Genomic DNA, 18,177 nt, shown 5'->3' with positions numbered 1-18,177 from the left:
TGAAGTGACGCCGGCAATGACACGTGCCACGCTGCCGTCGTGGGTGAGCCGTTCCTGGGCAGTGAGGCCCTTGCTCGAGGCGTATTGACCAGAGGACAACTCTGCACTGGTTATCTCCGGCTGTTCCGAGACGTTTACGTCAATCGGGATGCGGATGTCACTGCCGCGCTACGAGCGAGGGCTGGCTGGTTGTGGTCCGGGCGCAGGGGCGTGGTCGCCGGGTTCGCCGCCGCGGCGCTACACGGGAGCAACTGGGTCGACAGCTTGACGGTGGTGGACCTCATCCACGACAACCGCCACTTCCAGGCTGGAATCAGAGCGCATGCAGACCGTATCGAGGACGATGAAATCATCGTCATTGGAGAGATCCCGCTGACCTCGGCGGCTAGGACAGCTCTCGATATCGGTTGCTGGTACTCGACGACGGCGGCGGTTGCCGGCATCGACGCATTGGCTCGCGCGACGGGGATCAAGGCGGCCGACGTCGAGCTGCTCGCGGAAAGGTACTCGCGCCGTCGAGGCATCGTGCAGGCGCGGAAGGCCATAGCGCTATTCGACAACGGCGCGCAGTCGCCGAAGGAGTCGTGGCTTCGCCTCGTGCTGATCGAGGCCGGCCTGCCGCGGCCGCAGACCCAGATCGAGGTGCTCGACGAGTTCGGCTGTCCATTCGCCTATCTGGACATGGGCTGGGAGCAGCTCAAAGTGGCGGTTGAGTACGACGGCGAGCAGCACCGCATCGATCGCCGGCAGTACACCTGGGACGTCCGGCGATTGGAGACCATCGAGCGTCTCGGCTGGATCGTAGTGAGGGTGCTCGCGAGCGACAGGCCGGCCGACATCATTCGCCGGGTGCGTGCGGCTCGCGCCCGGCGAGCGTGAAACTACCTTCACGCTCGCGGCCGAACGTGAAACTAACTTCACACTCGGTGCAAAGCCTTCACACTCGGTGCAAAGCCAAGAAAGCCCCTACGCAGGAACCAGTTCGACGCCCGACAGCACGACGGCGTTGTCGCGCGCGGGCGCGACCACGCTGGCCAGGAAGCGGCCTTCGGAAGACGTCGAGTCCTTCCAGATGCCGACCTTGAGCGTTTCGCCGGGGAAGGCCACCCCGGCGAAACGCGCGCCGTAGGCCGCGACCGCCCCGGCGTCGCCGTCGAGCAGCGCATCGGTGATCGCCTTGCAGGTCATGCCGTAGGTGCACAACCCATGCAGGATGGGCTGGGAAAAGCCTGCGGCAGCGGCGAATTCGGGATCCGAGTGCAGCGGGTTGCGGTCGCCGCACAGCCGGTAGAGCAGCGCCTGCTGCGGCAGGATCGGCACGTCGAGCTCGAGATCGGGGGCCCGGTCTGGCGCACCGTCCGACGTTGAAGGACCGCGCTCGCCGCCGAATCCGCCCTCACCGCGGGCGAAGATCGACCGGCGCTGCGTCCACAACACCGTGCCGTCCGGCGCGGTCACCGTCGTCTCGCTCCAGATCACCGCGGCCTTGCCCTTGTCCCAGATGTCGGTGAACCGGGTGACGGCCTTCGCCGAGCCCGACGGCGGCAGCGGAGCGGGCGCCTCGACCCGTTCGCTGGCGTGCAGCACCTTGCTCAGCTCGATGTCGATGCCGGGGAATTTGACGGTCGGCGGCTTCGTGACATGGAAGGTGGCGGCCACGTTGCCGAACGTCGGCAGCACCTGCGGGGTGTCGTCGACCAGGTAGCGCAGCTCACGCGGGTCCATCGGATCGGCGCCCGCGCCCAACCCGAGGTGATACAGCTGCACATCGCTACTGGCCCAAGAGAATTCGATGGGGTCCAGCTCGGCGTTCAGCGCAACGTCTACGTCGATGGGCATGTCAGTTCTCTCCAGCTATGTGCAACGCCGCCAGGTAGCCGAACGTCATGGCCGGACCGATGGTGCCACCCGGACCGGGGTACGTGTGGCCCATCACCGGGGCGCTGACATTGCCTGCGGCGTAAAGGCCTTCGATGATACTGCCGTCGTCGCGCAGCGCCCGCCCGTGGACGTCGGTGCGGATGCCGCCCTTGGTGCCCAGGTCACCGGGCACCATCTTGGCCGCGTAGTACGGCGCGTGCGTGATCTCCCCGAGGTTGGGGTTGGGCTTGTTGGTCGGGTCGCCGTAGTACCGGTCGTAGGCGCTCTCGCCGCGCTGATAGTCCTCGTCGACGCCGGAGCGCGCGAACCCGTTGAAACGCTCCACGGTCGCGGTGAATTCGTTCACCGGAAGACCGGCCTTCTGCGCTAGCTCCGCCAGCGTATCGGCCTGGATGATGACGCCGGACTCCAGCCACTTGCGCGGAATACGTTGTCCGGGCTGCAATCCCGCGAAGATGTAGCGGTCCCGGTACTGCTGGTCGAACACCAGCCACGCGGGAATGTTCTCGCCCGGCCCGGGCCCCTGACCGTATTCACCGCCGTACATGTGATGGCAGGCTTCGACGTAGGGCATCGACTCGTTCATGAACCGCTTGCCCGACATGTTGACGATGATCGAGCCCGGCGAATTGCGCTCGGACAACGCGAACCAGGGCGCGCCCACCAACGGGACCGTCGGGCCCCACCAGGCGTCCTCCATAAGATCCAATGCGGCACCGAGCTTTTCGCCGGCCAGGATGCCGTCACCGGTGTTGGCCGCCGCGCCGACGGTCCACTCGGTGGTGATCGGCGCACGCTGGTATTTCACCCGCATCTGTTCGTTGTGCTCGAACCCGCCCGACGCCAGGATCACCCCGCGCCGGGCCCGGATCAGCCGGGGCTCACCCGATTCGGCCTCGCCGGCTTCACGGACGTAGACGCCGCGTACCACGCCGTCCTCGACGTAGAGGTCGGTGAGCGCGGTGTTGAGCACGACCGGAACCCCGGCCCGCTGCAACCCGATCCGCAGCGGCCCGATCAACGCCCGGCCCATGCCGACGAGGTTCTTGCCGGTCGCCTTGGCCCACATGGTGCGGGCCCCGACCTTCAAGCTGCGCAGCACGCCGCGCGGGTGGCGCTTGAGCTGGTTCAGCCGCACGTAATCCTGTTGCATCACGACCACGTTCAGCGGGACCTTGCCGTACGCCGGCTCCAGGCCGGCTTCGTCGGCGCCGAGCTTGCGGGCGTTGAACGGCTTCGGCTCGATCGATCGGCCCTCGGCACGGCCGCCCGGCGACTCGGGGTAGTAGTCGGAGTACTTCGGCACCCAGCACATCTTCAGCGGTGTGTGCTTGAGCACAAACGAGAGCATCTCCGGGCCGCGCTCGAGGTAGGTGTCGATGCGTTCGGGCTCCACGACGTTGCCGACGATCCCGTGTAGGTAGGTGCGGGCGGCCTCGGCGGTATCGCGGACCCCGTCACGCTTGAGGACTTCGTTATTTGGGATCCAAACACCACCGCCCGAGCGTGCGGTCGAACCGCCGAAGTGCGGGGCCTTTTCGATGACTATGGTGGAAAGACCCCGGTGAGCGGCGGTAAGGGCGGCCACCATGCCGGCCCCGCCGCTCCCGACCACGACGACGTCGTACTCCTGCGCTGACATGTAGAACACGTTATAGAATTGCCCGGGGCGGCCGCTACTGGCCCGGTCGACCGTACGAGGAGACTTGGAAAAATGCTCAGTGTTGCCACGCGCGACGAGCTAGCTGCCGACTTGGCACAAGCCGAGCGGAGCGGCGAGCCGATCGCCCCGTTGACCGCCGCCTATCCGGAGATCGACGTCGTCGACGCCTACGAGATTCAGCTCATCAACATCCGCCAGCGGGTCGCGGAGGGGGCCCGGGTGCTCGGCCACAAGGTGGGGCTCTCGTCGAAGGCGATCCAGCAAATGATGGGCGTCGACGAGCCGGACTACGGGCACCTGCTCGACGAGATGCAGCTGTTCGAGGACACCCCGGTCAAGGCGAACCGCTACCTCTACCCCCGGGTCGAGGTCGAGGTCGGTTTCATCCTGAACGCCGACCTGCCCGGAGCCGGCTGCACCGAGGACGACGTGCTGGCCGCCACCGAAGCGTTGGTCCCGTCCATCGAGCTGATCGATACCCGGATCACCGACTGGAAGATCGAACTGTGCGACACCATCGCCGACAACGCCTCGTCGGCGGGTTTCGTGCTCGGCGAGGCGCGCGTTTCGCCCCGCGACATCGACGTCAAGGGGATCGACGCCGTGTTGCGGTGCAACGGTGAGGTCGTCGCCGAAGGCCGCACCGACGCGGTGCTGGGCAATCCGGTCACCGCGGTGGCCTGGCTGGCCCGCAAGGTGGACGGCTTCGGCGTCCGCCTGCGCAAGGGTGACGTGGTGTTGCCCGGATCGTGCACGAAGGCGATCGACGCGCACCCGGGCGACGACTTCGTCGCCGACTTCGCGGGCCTCGGCTCGGTCCGCCTATCGTTCGAATAGGCTCGATTTAAATCGTCTAACTTAAATTTCAAAGCTTCGAAAAGGGGCATCATGCCGACTAAGGCGACTGTGGCCATTGTCGGGTCGGGGAACATCAGCACTGACCTGCTCTACAAGCTGCTGCGATCGGACTGGCTGGAACCGCGCTGGATGGTCGGCATCGACCCGGAGAGCGAGGGCCTGGCCCGCGCCCGCAAGTTGGGTCTGGAGACGACCCACGAGGGTGTGGACTGGCTGTTGGCCCAGCCGGAGAAGCCCGACCTGGTGTTCGAGGCGACCAGCGCCTACGTGCACCGTGACGCCGCCCCCAAGTACGAGGCCGCCGGCATCCGGGCCATCGACCTGACGCCGGCCGCGGTGGGCCCGGCGGTGATCCCCCCGGCCAACCTGCGCCAGCACCTGGACGCGCCGAACGTCAACATGATCACCTGCGGCGGGCAGGCCACCATCCCGATCGTCTACGCGGTCTCGCGTGCCGTCGCCGACCTCGGCGGCGTGCCGTACGCCGAGATCGTCGCCTCGGTCGCCTCGCTGTCGGCCGGCCCCGGCACCCGGGCCAACATCGACGAGTTCACCAAGACGACCAGCAGGGGCGTGGAGACGATCGGTGGCGCCAAGCGCGGCAAGGCGATCATCATCTTGAACCCGGCCGACCCGCCGATGATCATGCGCGACACCATCTTCTGCGCCATTCCCGAGGACGCCGACCGGGACGCGATCGCCAAGTCCATCCACGATGTGGTCGCCGAGGTGCAGACCTACGTGCCGGGATACCGGCTGCTCAACGAGCCGCAGTTCGACGACCCGTCGATAAACTCCGGCGGCCAGGCGCTGGTCACCACCTTCGTCGAAGTGGAGGGTGCGGGCGACTACCTGCCGCCTTACGCTGGAAATCTGGACATCATGACCGCCGCGGCCACGAAAGTCGGCGAGGAGATCGCCAAGGAGTCCTTGAGCGCGACGGCCGGAGGAGCGCAATCATGACCGACATATTTTTCAACCCGGTCTGGGACGTCCGGATGACCGACACGTCGTTGCGGGACGGCTCACATCACAAGCGTCACCAGTTCACCAAGGACGAGGTCGGCGCCATCGTGGCCGCCCTGGACGCCGCGGGAGTGCCCGTCATCGAGGTCACCCACGGCGACGGGCTGGGCGGCTCGAGCTTCAACTACGGGTTTTCCAAGACGCCCGAGCAGGAGCTGATCAAGCTCGCCGCCGAGACCGCCAAAGAGGCCAAGATCGCCTTTTTGATGCTGCCCGGCGTTGGCACCAAGGAAGACATCAAAGAGGCCCAGAACAATGGCGGCTCGATCTGCCGGATTGCCACGCACTGCACCGAGGCCGACGTATCCATTCAGCACTTCGGCCTGGCCCGCGAACTCGGCCTGGAAACCGTCGGGTTCTTGATGATGAGCCACACCATCTCGCCCGAGAAGCTGGCCGCACAGGCCCGCATCATGGCCGACGCGGGCTGCCAGTGCGTCTACGTGGTCGATTCGGCCGGGGCGCTGGTCCTCGAGGGCGTGCGGGATCGGGTTGCGGCGCTGGTCGCCGAGCTCGGCGACGACGCCCAGGTGGGCTTCCACGGCCACGAGAACCTCGGCCTGGGTGTCGCTAACTCCGTCGAGGCGGTGCGGGCGGGTGCCAAGCAGATCGACGGCTCGTGCCGCCGGTTCGGGGCCGGTGCCGGGAACGCCCCGGTCGAGGCGCTGATCGGGGTGTTCGACAAGATCGGCGTGAAGACCGGGATCGATTTCTTCGACATCGCCGACGCCGCCGAAGAGGTAGTCGCCCCGGCGATGCCCGCCGAGTGCCTGCTTGACCGCAACGCCCTGATCATGGGCTATTCCGGGGTGTACTCGAGCTTCCTGAAGCACGCCATCCGCCAGTCCGAGCGCTACGGTGTGCCGGCCCACCAGCTGCTGCACCGCGCGGGCCAGCGCAAGCTCATCGGCGGCCAGGAGGACCAGCTGATCGACATCGCGCTGGAGATCAAGCGCGAGCAGGAAAGCGGCGCCACGGCCCAGCGTTGACCTGCCGCTTCGGCCACGGCACGCATAGGCGCCGCATAGGTATCGCGAGTAACCTGGCGCTATGAGCACATCCAACACAGTCGGCGCCCGTCGCCGCGGGCTGTACGGCCTGCTCGCCGGGGGGCTGATGACCGCTGCCGCCGCAACGGTGATCGCGCTGCCCGTGGCGGGCATCGCCAACGCGGCTCCGCAATGCAATCAGGACGTGGGTGCATCGATCGACTCGTACCTGCAGAAGCATCCGGACCTGCACCAGCAGCTGCAGCAAAGGTCGCAGGCGGAGGGCGGTAACGGCAACGTCATCGACTACCTCAACCGGCATCCCGACGTCCGCCAGCACCTGATCGACCTTTCGCACTCCTGCCCTCCGTAGTGAGTCGGCGTCGTCCTTGAACGCTGGGGCCGACGCGCGGGAACGTTCGCCATTGACGAAAAAGTAGAACACGTTCTAGCGTCTAGGCGTGTTCTCTGATTCCCTCACCGCTGCGATCGCAGAGGCCGAGCAGTTGGTGGCCGACGCACCGTTCATCGAGACCGAAGCCGACCTGCTCGAAGGGTTGCAGTATCTGGCCGGGTGTATCTCGGGCTGCATCCATCTGGCCGTGGACTACGACCGTGACCATCCCTTCCTGCAGTCGGGTACCGGACCCTTCACCAAGATGGGCCTGGACAATCCCGACACCCTGTACTTCGGTACCCGGGTGCACGCCAACCACGACTACGTGGTCACCGGCAGGCGCGGAACCACCACCGACCTGAGTTTCCAGCTCCTCGGCGGCGAGTACACCGACGACTTCGTGCCCGTCAGCCAGGCCGCATTCGACGACCGCGAGCTCGAGATCGCGCCCGACGGCAGCTTCGAGTGGCGGGTGCGACCGACCAGCGCCGGACAATTGGTGATCCGCGAGGTGTACGGGGACTGGGCGGCCCAGCGCGGCACGCTGGCGATCTCCCGCCTCGACACGGCGGGCACCGCGCCGCCGCCCTTGACCCGTGATCTGATCGAAAAGCGTTACGCGACAGCAGGAAAGCAGCTCGTCCAGCGAGTGAAGACCTGGTTGCAATTCCCGCAGTGGTTTTATCTCGACCTGCCGGTCAACACCATGGTGCCGCCGCGGCTGACTCCGGGCGGACTGGCCACGCAGTACTCGTCGGTCGGGCACTTCGACCTGCGACCGGATCAGGCGATGGTCATCACCATCCCGGTCTCCGACGCGCCCTACCTCGGCTTCCAGCTGGGCAGCCTGTGGTACATCTCGCTGGACTACATCAACCACCAGACCTCGCTGAACAACACTCAGGCGCAGGCGGATCCGGACGGCAAGGTCCGCATCGTGGTTGCCGAACAGAATCCGGGCGTGACTAACTGGGTCGAGACGATCGGGCACCGGCGTGGCTTCCTGCAGTTCCGCTGGCAGCGGGTGTCGCGTGAGCTCACCGACGCCGACGGTCCGACCGTCGAGGTGGTCGACATCGACAAGGTGCCGGCCGCGTTGCCGTACTACGACCACAACAAGATCTCAGAGGACGACTGGCGGGCGCGAATTGCGCTGCGCCACCAACAGATTCAGGCGAGGATGCTGGGATGACGAAGTTGCTCGACGGCAAGGTGGTGGTGATCAGCGGCGTCGGCCCGGGTCTGGGCACGACGCTGGCGCACCGATGCACGAGAGAAGGCGCCGACCTGGTGCTGGCGGCCCGCACGCCGGAACGCCTGGACGACGTCGCCAAGCAGATCGCCGACCTCGGAGGCCGTGCGACGACGGTGCGCACCGACATCACCGAGGACGACCAGGTCAACAACCTGGTCGAGGCCACCTTGGAGGCCTACGGCAAGGTCGACGTGCTGATCAACAACGCGTTCCGGGTGCCGTCGCTGAAACCGTTCTCCGGCACGAGCTTTCAGCATATCCGCGACGCGATCGAACTCAGCGCGCTCGGCGCCCTGCGACTCATCCAGGGGTTCACGCCGGCGCTGGCCGAGTCGAAGGGCTCGATCGTCAACGTCAACTCCATGGTGCTGCGGCACTCGCAGGCCAAGTACGGCGCTTATAAGATGGCGAAATCCGCGCTGCTGTCCATGTCACATTCGCTGGCCACCGAGCTGGGCGAGCAGGGAATCAGAGTCAATTCCGTTGCGCCCGGCTATATCTGGGGCGAGACACTGCAGGGCTACTTCAACCACCAAGCCGGCAAGTACGGCACGACGGCCGAGCAGATCTATGAGGCCACCGCCGCAGGCTCCGACCTGAAGCGGCTACCGACCGAGGACGAGGTTGCCTCGGCGATCCTGTTCATGGCCAGCGACCTGTCCAGCGGCATCACCGGGCAGACACTGGATGTCAATTGCGGGGAGTACCACACCTAATGCCGCCATCGACGATGCAAAGCGAAGCGATGAGGAGGAGATGGCGATGACGGTTGCACGTACCGATGTCGGCACCGTTGACGACCTGAAGGCGTCGGCCAGCAAGATGATCGGGCTGGACGATTTCGGCAGCAACGACGACAACTACCTCGAAGCGCTGGAAGTGCTGCTGGACTCCTACCGCCGCGACGCCGACCTGACGCCCCTGGGCAGCAAGATGAATCGGTTCTTCCTGCGCGGTGCGCTGGTGGCCAGGCTGCTGTCCGAAGCCGCCTGGAAGCAGTACCCGCAGCACGCCGACGTGGCCATCGAGCGGCCGATCTTCGTCACCGGCCTGGTGCGCACCGGCACCACGGCCCTGCATCGACTGCTTGGTGCCGATCCCGCGCACCAGGGCCTACATCTGTGGTTGGCCGAATTTCCACAGCCGCGTCCGCCTCGTGAAACCTGGGATTCCAACCCGTTTTACAGCCAACTGAACGCGCAGTTCAACAAGCACCATGCCGAAAACCCGGACTACACGGGTCTGCATTTCATGGCGGCATACGAGCTGGAGGAGTGCTGGCAGCTGCTGCGGCAGTCGCTGCATTCGGCGTCCTACGAGACCTTGGCGCACCTGCCCACTTACTCGCAGTGGCTCTCGGAGCAGGACTGGACGCCGTCGTATCAGCGGCACCGCCGCAACCTGCAGCTGATCGGGCTCAACGACGCCGACAAGCGGTGGGTGCTCAAGAATCCCAGCCACCTGTTCGCGTTGGACGCGTTGATGGCGACCTATCCCGACGCGTTGGTGATCCAGACCCATCGTCCGGTCGAAACGATCATGGCCTCGATGTGCTCGCTGGCGCAGCACACCGCCGAGGGATGGTCGACGTCGTTCACCGGCGCCCAAATCGGTGCCGACGCAATGGAAACCTGGTCGCGGGGGCTGGAGCGGTTCAACACCGCGCGGGCCAAATACAGCCCGTCGCAGTTCTACGACGTCGACTACAAGGAATTGATCGCCGACCCGCTGGGCACCGTGGCCGACATCTATCGCCACTTCGGCCTGACGCTGACCGACGAGGCCAGGGCCGCCATGGAAAAGACCCACGCCGACAGCCAGTCCGGCCCGCGGGCGCCCAAGCACACCTACTCGCTGGCCGACTACGGCCTCACCACCGAGACCGTCAAGGAGCGCTTCGCGGGTCTGTAAAACCTAGGCCGCACAACGGCTTCCGCGCCCGGCTGGCACGCCTTGTGCCCGCCTAGTCTTGGTCCGGGTCGTCGTCGAGGTAGCCCTCGGCGACCGCATGCTCGATGCTGTCGGCGAGTTTGGGGCACGACCGGGTGCGCGCGGTGTCGCCCCCCGACTCGCGCACCTCGGTGAAGTGCGCGCAGCGTTGCCACGCTTCGGTGTTCCACTGCACGGCGGTGTGTCCCGGCCCGAGCCGGCGGACGGTGACCCGCACGTGGCAGAACCGGCAGTCGACCGGCAGCAACCCGGAGTTAAGGTAGCGCTCGCGGTCGGCGCGACTGGCTTCGGCGACGGCCGCGGCGCGCTGCGGGTCGTTGGTGAAATCCCTTGACTTCGACCAGGATCGGGAGCCGCCGTTGCCCGCGGGCTTCTCGTCGTGGTCGTGCTCATCGCCGTGCAGCAACAACATCGATCGCGCGAGCTGATCGACGTCAGGTACCGCCGGCTGATCGTCGCCCATGATTCCTAGCGTTGCTGGGCCGGGACGTCGTCGGTGACCGACTCGTCCGCCTCGGAGTCCTTGGCCTTGAGGTTCTGCTCGACCTCGGCGTTCCAGTACTCGTTGGCGCGGGTGGTGTCCACCTCGATCTCGAAGCGCTCCACCATCTCCGGCTCGATGTCGGCGACGTCGACGTAGAACTGCTGATACCAACGGCGCAACTGATAAACGGCGCCGTCCTCCTCGACCAGCAGCGGATTGTCGATGCGGGTCTTGTGCTTCCAGATCTCGACGTCCTGCAGGAAGCCCTTGCTGACGCCCTCGGTGAACACCTTCGACAACTTGTCGGTCATCTTTTCGTCCATGCCCTTGGGCTTTTCGACGATGACGCCCCACTGCAGCACGAACGAGTTCTGAGTCACCGGGTAGTGGCAGTTGATCAGGATCGACTCGGCCTTGTAACCGCCGTAGCTGTTGTGCAGCCAGTTGATCATGAACGACGGCCCGAAGTAGGAGGCCTCCGAATCAAGATGCGCCTCCCCGTAAGTGGTGCCGAGGTCGTTGACGTCGGGCCGGCCCACGTTGTGCAGGTACTGCGAGGCGATGTGGCCCTCGAAGACGTTTTTGAAGTAGGTCGGCAACCCGAAATGGATATAGAAGAAGTGCGCCATGTCGGTGACGTTGTCGATGATGTCGCGGCAGTTGGACCCCTCGATGAGGATGCTGTTCCACCGCCAGTCGGTCCATTCATCGCTGGCCGCTTCGGGGATGTCGGGAATGCGCACCGCGGGGTCCGGCGGATTCTGCTCGTGGTCGTGCCAGACGAACAGCAGGCCGCCGCGCACGTCGGTGGTCCACGAGCGGGTGCGCGCCGTCTTGGGCGTGCGCTTGGCGTAGGGCACCAGCTTGCAGCGGCCGTCGCCGCCCCAGCGCCAGTCGTGGAACGGGCAGGCGACCTCGTCGCCCTTGATGGTGCCCTCAGACAGGTCCCCGCCCATGTGGCGGCAGTAGCCGTCCAGAACCTTGATGTCGCCCTGCGAGTCGGCGAAAACGACCAGCTTGGTGCCGAACGCCTCGATCGAGTGCGGCTTGCCGTCCTGGAAGTCCTTTGCAACGCCCAGGCAGTGCCAGCCGCGGGCGTATCTCGTCGGCAAGGCGCCGGGATCGATCTCCCGGATGCCGACCGCCTTGGTGTCGGTACTCACCTGTCACCTCCAACTCGCTGGGCCTCTAACTAGAACACGTTACAGTTTTTCAGCGGGGGCGCGCAACGACGGCGAGCCTGGCCACGGCATATGCGCACTGCGGTATATCTAAACGATGCCGCTGTTTGCGTTCGAGGGCCGCGCGCCACGGGTCGATCCCACAGCTTTCGTGGCCCCGACGGCCACCCTGATCGGCGACGTCGTGGTGGAGGCGGGCGCCTCGGTCTGGTTCAACGCCGTGCTGCGCGGCGACTACGGGCCCATCGTGGTGCGCGAGGGCGCCAACGTCCAGGACGGCTCGGTGCTGCACGCGCCGCCCGGAATACCGGTCGACATCGGTCCGGGCGCGACGGTCGCGCATCTGTGTGTCATTCATGGCGTGCACGTGGGGCAGGAGGCGCTGATCGCGAACCACGCCACCGTGCTGGACGGCGCGGTGATCGGATCACGCAGCCTGGTCGCCGCGCATTCGCTAGTGACGGCCGGCAGCCAGATCCCGGCCGGGATGCTGGCGGTCGGGGCGCCGGCGCAGATCAAGGGCCCGGTCGCCGGGACCGGCGCCGAGATGTGGGTCAAGGTGAACCCGCAGGCCTACCGCGACCTGGCCCAGCGGCATCTGGCCGGGCTGGAACCGCTCTAGGCCGAATCGCCGGTTATGCCGCAATTTCGCGTGAGCCAGTCATCGATGTAGCTCATCGTGACCGGTAACGCGGCTCCATAGAACACCATGTGATCGGAATCGGGAATTTCGGCGTAGCTCGCGCGTGCAAATCGGGCGGCGGTCCGGCGTGCCAACCCCGGCGGCACGATACGGTCTCGGCCGCCCCCGATCACGAGCACAGGTCCCGCGATGGCGCTGCGGTCCACTTTCGCGGCCTTGGCTCGGTCCAGCCACGGCATAGCGAGCTCGAAGAACAGCACCCGTCCGGATTCGCAGACCAGGTCGTTGAACGCCGCGCGCGCAGCCTCCTGGGTTTGTGTGGCCGCGACGCCCCGCCAAAACTGTTGCCACGTCGGGGGATAGACCGGTTTGGTCCACGGCCGCGTCTTCAACGCGTGCGGTAGGGCGATACCCAGAGTCGTGCGGTTAAGGCCGGATGGACCCACCGACGACGGACAGGCGGCGATCAGGCCAGCGTGTGGCGTGCGGGCAGCGACCAGTTGGACTAGCAGACCGCCCAGCGAATGTCCGACCAACAGCGGCGGGGAGTCCAGCGATGCGACCAGGGCGACGAGATCATCTAAGTAGTCACGGATACTCAACGACGCAATCTTCGCCGCACCTTCGTGCAGCGGCAGTTCGTGGTGCCGCAAGGTCGGGGTATGCACCGTGAAGCCGCGTTCCGCAAAGGCGGCCTGGGCGGGGGCCCACTGCTGCCCGCGGCTCCATGAGCCGTGGACGAGTACGACGTGCTTGTCGGACATGGGCATAAGCCTGACATCGACATGCCGCCGAATGTGAAATCAGCGATCCTCAACCGGCGTGTCGCGCCGTAGGTTTCACCGCCGGCGAACCGCTCTAGATTTTGCGGGTGTTGGCCGCCGCCCGATCCATCTCCCAGTAGGCGCGCAGGGCCACCATCTGGCCCTCGGCGTTGACCCGGTAGGTGAAGACGCCCTCGGCGGTCGTCTGATATTCGCCGGTCGTGATGAGGATGTGCCCGACGTTGGCTTCCTCGTTGCCGCACTGGTAGGTGTCGCGGAAGAAGAACTCGATCTTCGTGGTGGGGGCGATCGCCTTGTCCCAGAAGGCCGAGATCGCGTCCCGGCCACGGTGGCCGAGGCCCTCGGGGTCGAACACCGACGGCCCGATCGGGTCCTCGACGATGGCGTCGTCGGCGAACACCGCCAGCCAGGCATCCTTGTCCCGGGCCGCCACCGCCTCGCGGGAGCGGCGGCCGGCCTCGTGCGCGGGATGCTCAGTCAACGGCGCCGCTCTCCCCCGCAAGCGGGAGGTGCCCCCGCCTCATCGCTGCGTCCCCCGCAAGCGGGAGGTGCCCCCGCTGCATCGTCGTCGGCGCGCTCACGAGACCTTCTGGGCCGCGGGCTTGTCGGCGCCCACCACCCACATCGAGTAGTACTGCGAGCCGCCACCGTAGGCGTGTCCCAAGGCCTTTCGCGCGTTGGGTACCTGGTGGTCGCCACCCTTGCCCATCACCTGGATCGCCGCTTCGGCGAAGCGAATCAGGCCCGAGGCACCGATCGGGTTCGACGACAGCACGCCGCCCGACGGGTTGACCGGCAACCGGCCGCCGATCTTCGTCTCGCCGGCTTCGGTGAGCTTCCAGCCTTCACCCTCGGCGGCAAATCCGAGGTTTTCCAACCACATCGGTTCGAACCAGGAGAACGGCACGTAGATTTCCGCGGCGTCGATCTCGTCGATGGGGCTCTCGATGCCGGCGGCCCTCCACAGCGCCGCGGCGGCGTCACGCCCGGCCTGCGGGCTCACCTGGTCGCGCCCGGAGAACTGCAGCGGCTCGGTGCGCAACGCGGTGGCGTGGATCCACGCCACCGGATGTCCTTGCGTAAGGCGGGCTTCGGCGGCCTCCTCGTTGCCGATCACCACGGCGGCCGCACCGTCGGAAGACGGGCAGGTCTCGTCGTAACGGATCGGGTCCCACAGCATGGGCGAGGACATCACCTTCTCCAGCGTGATGTCGGGCTGGTGCAGGTGCGCCAGCGGATTCTTGGCGCCGTTGAGCCGGTCCTTGACCGCGACCATGGCTCCGATGTTCGTCGGCGCACCGGATCGACGAATGTAGGAGCGCACGTGCGGGGCGAAGTACCCACCCGCGCCGGCACCGACCGGCTTGATGAACGGAATGGGAATCGACAACGCCCACATGGCGTTTGACTCCGACTGCTTCTCCCACGCCATCGCCAGGACGCGGCGGTACTTGCCGGACTGCACCAGGCTGGCGGCCACCACACCGGTGGACCCACCGACCGAACCCGCGGTGTGCACCCGGATCAGCGGCTTGCCCGTGGCGCCCATGGCGTCGGCCATGAACAGCTCGGGCATCATCACGCCCTCGAAGAAGTCCGGCGCCTTGCCGACCACGACGGCGTCGATGTCGTCGAAGGTGCTGCCGGAGTCGGCCAGCGCCCGGTCGATCGCCTCGCGCACCAGACCGTTCATCGAAACGTCTTGGCGTTTGGCGACGTACTTCGTCTGTCCGGTACCTAGTACCGCAGCGACGTTTGGCCCTGCACCGGCCATCAGTTCTTTCCTTCCATGACCGCGACCAGGTTTTGTTGAAGCGCAGGGCCGCTGGTGGCGTGCGCCAGCACCCGCTCGGCCGAACCGTTCCAGATGTGTTGTGCTGCAAAGCCGATGCGTTCGAGGCCGGCGACGAACATGGGGTTGGCCGCCAACGCGCCACCGGACGGGTTCACCTTGGTGGGACCCGGGATCCGGATGGCTTCCGCGATGATCAGGTGCTGGTGGGTGAACGGCGCACAGATCTCGGCCACGTCGAGGTTGTCGGTCCGGCCGCCGGTGGCCACGTGGGCCGCGGCCTTTGTCGACGGCGACTCGGTGAGATCGCGCGCGCCCAGCACCGGCGTTTCGATGCGGTGCTCGATTCCCGTTATCCAGGCCGGGTTTTCGCGCAGCTCACGCGCCCGGTCACCGGCCGCGAGCACGATCGCCGCGGCGCCGTCGGTGATCGGCGCGATGTCGTGGCGACGCAGCGGGTCGGCGAAGAACGGCCGTTCGAGCAGTTCCGCCACGCTGATCGACCCCTCGACGTTGTCCACGCGGCGCGCATTGGCAAAGGAGTCGAAGGCCACCCGCGCCATCTGCTCCTGGGTCCACTTACCGGTGTCGAGCCCGATGCGTGCCTGCAGCCCGGCCAGCGAGATCGAATCGGGCCACAACGGCGCGACGGTGTAGGGGTCGGTCTGCCGCGTCAGGATTTGGCGCAGGATGCCGGCCGAGGACTTGCCGAAGCCGTACACCAGCGCGGTGTCGACCTCGCCGGTGAGGATTTTGATGTAGGCCTCGTAAAGCGCCCAGGCGGCGTCCATTTCGACGTGCGACTCGTTGATCGGCGGAACGGCACCGATCGAGTCGATCGCCGAGATGAACGAAAATGCCCGTCCGGCAAGGTAATCAGATGATCCGGAACACCAGAAGCCGATGTCGGTCCGTTCGATGCCCAGCTCCTCGTACAGCTGCGCGAAGCACGGGATCAACATCTCGACACCGTTGGTGGTGCCGTCGGTGCGGCGGACGTGTGGGGCGTGGGCAAAGCCGACGACCGCAACGTTGCGAGCGCTCATGTGCAGGTAAGCCCTTTACAGGTGGTGCTTGTAGGTGTCGTAGTCGGCGTCGGGTTCCCCGGTCGGCCGGAAGTACTCGATGTTGTCGATGCCAAATCCCCACTCCTCGCGGGGTTTCCACACCGCCTCGACGCGCATGCCCATCCGTACCTCGTGGGCGTCGATGTCGGCGACCAGATGCAAAAACGGGATGTCGGCTCCGTCGAGCAACACGTAGGCCGCCACATACGGCGGCTTGATGCGCTGACCCTGGAACGGGATGTTGATGATCGCGAACGTCGTCACCGTGCCCTTGTCGGGCAGCTCGACGAACTCGGTCGTCGGCTGGCCGGTGGCCGGGTCGGCGCCGTGCGGCGGGAAGTAAACCTTGCCGTTCTCGCCCGTCTTCGCGCCCAGCAGCTTGCCCTGCGCGATGGCCCGCAGGTAGGCGCTCTCTTCGTGCGAGGCGCTGTGCTGGATGGTCAGCGACACCGGCGTGACGATCATGGTCACCGGGTCCTTGTCGCCGTCGGACTGCTCGGCCACGGCCTCGGGTTCCTCCCCGAGCGCGAAATACGCGATGTCGGTGATGGCGCCCACCGGCTCGTCGACCCAGTGCGCGTGCACCCGGGAGCCGGTCTTGATGGCCTTGGGCTCACCCGCATCAACGGCGTGGATCAACGGCGTGTCTGCCCCGTCGAGCTTGATCAGCGCCCAGGCGAACGGCCGGTCCAGCGGCTGTCCCTCGATGGGGTCGGGCTGCCAGGTCCAGGAGACCACGGTGCCGACGCTGGACACCGGTACCATCTCGCCCAGCGGCTCATAGGTGACCGGGTCATATTCGGCCGGCGGCACGTGCACCCGGCCATCCGATCCGCGCACGCCCAGGATGTGGCGGTCGCGCAGGGCGGTGAAGAACTTGCTCAGCGTGGGGCCGACTGAACGGGTGTAGTCGAAGGACAACGTCAGTGGCGCGGCGAGCGGTGGCTCAGGGTGATCCATCAGGGGCGGGCTACTCGAGCTGGCTGTCACGCCATCGAGTAGAACAGGTTCTAAGAACGGATTCAAATCTTTCTTGGATCGGGACGACCACCGGAAGGGTGACGACGATGAAGCTGGGATTGCAGCTCGGATATTGGGGCGCTCAGCCGCCGCACAACCACGGTGAGCTCGTCGCCGCGGCCGAGGAGGCCGGCTACGACGCCGTCTTCACCGCCGAGGCCTGGGGGTCCGACGCCTACACCCCGCTGGCCTGGTTGGGTTCGTCGACGTCGCGGGTGCGGCTGGGCACGTCGGTGGTTCAGCTGTCCGCACGCACCCCGACGGCCTGCGCGATGGCGGCGTTGACGCTCGACCACCTGTCCGGGGGCCGGCACGTCCTCGGCCTGGGTGTCTCCGGCCCGCAGGTGGTCGAGGGCTGGTACGGCCAGTCCTTCCCCAAGCCGCTGGCCCGCACCCGCGAGTACATCGACATCATCCGGCAGGTGTGGGCGCGCGAGGCGCCGGTGACCAGCGCCGGGCCGCATTACCCGCTGCCGCTGACCGGTGAGCGCGCAACGGGTTTGGGCAAACCGCTCAAGCCCATCACCCATCCGCTGCGGGCCGACATCCCGATCATGTTGGGCGCCGAGGGGCCGAAGAACGTCGCGCTGGCCGCCGAGATCTGCGACGGCTGGCTGCCGATCTTCTACACGCCGCGCATGGCTGACACCTACAACGAGTGGCTGGACGAGGGATTCGCCCGGCCGGGCGCCCGCCGCAGCCGCGAGGACTTCGAGATCTGCGCGACGGCCAACATCGTGATCACCGAGGACCGCAGCGCGGCGTTCGCGGCGATGAAGCCCTACATCGCGCTCTACATGGGCGGCATGGGCGCCGAGGACACCAACTTCCACGCCGACGTCTACCGGCGGATGGGCTACGCGCAAGTGGTCGACGACGTGACGAAGCTGTTCCGCAGCAACCAGAAGGACAAGGCCGCCGAGATCATCCCCGACGAGGTGATCGACGACGCCGCGATCGTCGGCGACATCGACTACGTGCGTAAGCAGATCAAGGCCTGGGAGGCCGCCGGCGTCACCATGATGGTGGTGTCGGGGCGCAATACGGAGCAGGTCCGCGAGTTGGCGACCCTGATCTGACGGTCGCGCGCGCCAAACTAGAACACGTTCTAACTTTCTTGCCAGGGGCTTAGAACGCGTTCTAGATTGTCCGGATGGCACGCCCGACGACGACGCAGCGCGCGCCC

General features: G+C 66.4%; 19 protein-coding genes. 10 read left to right on the top strand and 9 right to left on the bottom strand.

What is annotated here, in order from left to right:
- Positions 1-39: 39 nt before the first annotated feature.
- Positions 40-879, top strand: coding sequence for a hypothetical protein (locus A5624_RS21335; protein ID WP_066870645.1), 840 nt, complete (start codon positions 40-42; stop codon positions 877-879).
- 87 nt (positions 880-966) lie between these two features.
- On the opposite strand, the gene A5624_RS21330 is transcribed toward A5624_RS21335, so the two are convergent.
- Positions 967-1,839 (bottom strand): MaoC family dehydratase, encoded by an 873-nt coding sequence (locus tag A5624_RS21330; protein ID WP_066870644.1) that lies wholly within the window; start codon positions 1,837-1,839, stop codon positions 967-969.
- A gap of 1 nt (position 1,840) precedes the next feature.
- Positions 1,841-3,523, bottom strand: coding sequence for a 3-oxosteroid 1-dehydrogenase (kstD, locus tag A5624_RS21325; RefSeq protein WP_066870686.1), 1,683 nt, complete (start codon positions 3,521-3,523; stop codon positions 1,841-1,843).
- A gap of 72 nt (positions 3,524-3,595) precedes the next feature.
- On the opposite strand from kstD, the gene A5624_RS21320 reads away from it, so the two are divergent.
- From A5624_RS21320 to A5624_RS21290, 7 genes are all read left to right on the top strand, one after another.
- Entirely contained in the window at positions 3,596-4,381 is a 786-nt protein-coding gene (locus tag A5624_RS21320; protein ID WP_066870641.1) for a 2-keto-4-pentenoate hydratase, read from the top strand.
- 51 nt (positions 4,382-4,432) lie between these two features.
- Complete coding sequence (locus A5624_RS21315; RefSeq protein WP_066870638.1) at positions 4,433-5,365, top strand: acetaldehyde dehydrogenase (acetylating); 933 nt, start codon at positions 4,433-4,435, stop codon at positions 5,363-5,365.
- The gene (gene dmpG, locus A5624_RS21310; protein WP_066870635.1) at positions 5,362-6,417 is read left to right on the top strand and encodes a 4-hydroxy-2-oxovalerate aldolase; all 1,056 of its coding nucleotides are present in this window, start codon (positions 5,362-5,364) and stop codon (positions 6,415-6,417) included. The genes A5624_RS21315 and dmpG overlap by 4 nt, the downstream gene beginning before the upstream one ends.
- A 61-nt stretch (positions 6,418-6,478) precedes the next feature.
- On the top strand, positions 6,479-6,790 hold the full coding sequence (locus tag A5624_RS21305) for a hypothetical protein (RefSeq protein WP_066870632.1): 312 nt from the start codon (positions 6,479-6,481) through the stop codon (positions 6,788-6,790).
- 88 nt (positions 6,791-6,878) lie between these two features.
- Positions 6,879-8,006, top strand: a complete 1,128-nt coding sequence (locus tag A5624_RS21300) for a hypothetical protein (protein ID WP_066870629.1) — start codon at positions 6,879-6,881, stop codon at positions 8,004-8,006.
- On the top strand, positions 8,003-8,785 hold the full coding sequence (locus A5624_RS21295; protein ID WP_066870627.1) for an SDR family oxidoreductase: 783 nt from the start codon (positions 8,003-8,005) through the stop codon (positions 8,783-8,785). Before A5624_RS21300 ends, A5624_RS21295 begins: the two co-directional genes overlap by 4 nt.
- A gap of 46 nt (positions 8,786-8,831) precedes the next feature.
- Positions 8,832-9,980: a sulfotransferase gene (locus tag A5624_RS21290; RefSeq protein WP_232002300.1), complete on the top strand. Its 1,149-nt coding sequence runs from the start codon at positions 8,832-8,834 to the stop codon at positions 9,978-9,980.
- Between the two features lie 52 nt (positions 9,981-10,032).
- Here the strand turns inward: A5624_RS21290 and A5624_RS21285 are convergent, their stop codons facing one another.
- Both A5624_RS21285 and A5624_RS21280 read right to left on the bottom strand, forming a co-directional pair.
- On the bottom strand, positions 10,033-10,482 hold the full coding sequence (locus A5624_RS21285) for a hypothetical protein (RefSeq protein ID WP_066870621.1): 450 nt from the start codon (positions 10,480-10,482) through the stop codon (positions 10,033-10,035).
- A 5-nt stretch (positions 10,483-10,487) separates the two neighbouring features.
- Complete coding sequence (locus tag A5624_RS21280) at positions 10,488-11,666, bottom strand: Rieske 2Fe-2S domain-containing protein (protein ID WP_066870618.1); 1,179 nt, start codon at positions 11,664-11,666, stop codon at positions 10,488-10,490.
- A gap of 115 nt (positions 11,667-11,781) precedes the next feature.
- Here A5624_RS21280 and A5624_RS21275 point away from each other — a divergent pair, with 115 nt between their 5' ends.
- Positions 11,782-12,306, top strand: a complete 525-nt coding sequence (locus A5624_RS21275; RefSeq protein ID WP_066870615.1) for a gamma carbonic anhydrase family protein — start codon at positions 11,782-11,784, stop codon at positions 12,304-12,306.
- On the opposite strand, the gene A5624_RS21270 is transcribed toward A5624_RS21275, so the two are convergent.
- The 5 genes from A5624_RS21270 to A5624_RS21250 all read right to left on the bottom strand — a co-directional run bounded on the left by A5624_RS21270 (position 12,303) and on the right by A5624_RS21250 (position 16,961).
- Positions 12,303-13,091, bottom strand: a complete 789-nt coding sequence (locus tag A5624_RS21270; protein ID WP_066870612.1) for an alpha/beta hydrolase — start codon at positions 13,089-13,091, stop codon at positions 12,303-12,305. The genes A5624_RS21275 and A5624_RS21270 overlap by 4 nt on opposite strands.
- 94 nt (positions 13,092-13,185) lie before the next feature.
- On the bottom strand, positions 13,186-13,593 hold the full coding sequence (locus A5624_RS21265) for a nuclear transport factor 2 family protein (protein ID WP_066870609.1): 408 nt from the start codon (positions 13,591-13,593) through the stop codon (positions 13,186-13,188).
- Between the two features lie 96 nt (positions 13,594-13,689).
- A complete protein-coding gene (locus tag A5624_RS21260) occupies positions 13,690-14,886 on the bottom strand; it encodes a thiolase domain-containing protein (protein ID WP_066870606.1) in 1,197 nt (398 codons plus the stop codon).
- Positions 14,886-15,950: a thiolase domain-containing protein gene (locus A5624_RS21255; RefSeq protein ID WP_066870603.1), complete on the bottom strand. Its 1,065-nt coding sequence runs from the start codon at positions 15,948-15,950 to the stop codon at positions 14,886-14,888. The genes A5624_RS21260 and A5624_RS21255 overlap by 1 nt, the downstream gene beginning before the upstream one ends.
- Positions 15,951-15,965: 15 nt before the next feature.
- Positions 15,966-16,961, bottom strand: coding sequence for a Zn-ribbon domain-containing OB-fold protein (locus A5624_RS21250; RefSeq protein ID WP_197497910.1), 996 nt, complete (start codon positions 16,959-16,961; stop codon positions 15,966-15,968).
- 77 nt (positions 16,962-17,038) lie between these two features.
- On the opposite strand from A5624_RS21250, the gene A5624_RS21245 reads away from it, so the two are divergent.
- Entirely contained in the window at positions 17,039-18,070 is a 1,032-nt protein-coding gene (locus A5624_RS21245) for an LLM class F420-dependent oxidoreductase (RefSeq protein WP_066870597.1), read from the top strand.
- The last annotated feature ends 107 nt before the right edge of the window (positions 18,071-18,177 follow it).

This window comes from Mycobacterium sp. 1482292.6, assembly GCF_001672995.1.
GTDB classification, from domain to species: Bacteria; Actinomycetota; Actinomycetes; order Mycobacteriales; family Mycobacteriaceae; genus Mycobacterium; species Mycobacterium europaeum_A.
The sequence above is the reverse complement of the archived record's forward strand: the minus strand, read 5'-3'. Positions and strand labels throughout refer to the sequence as shown.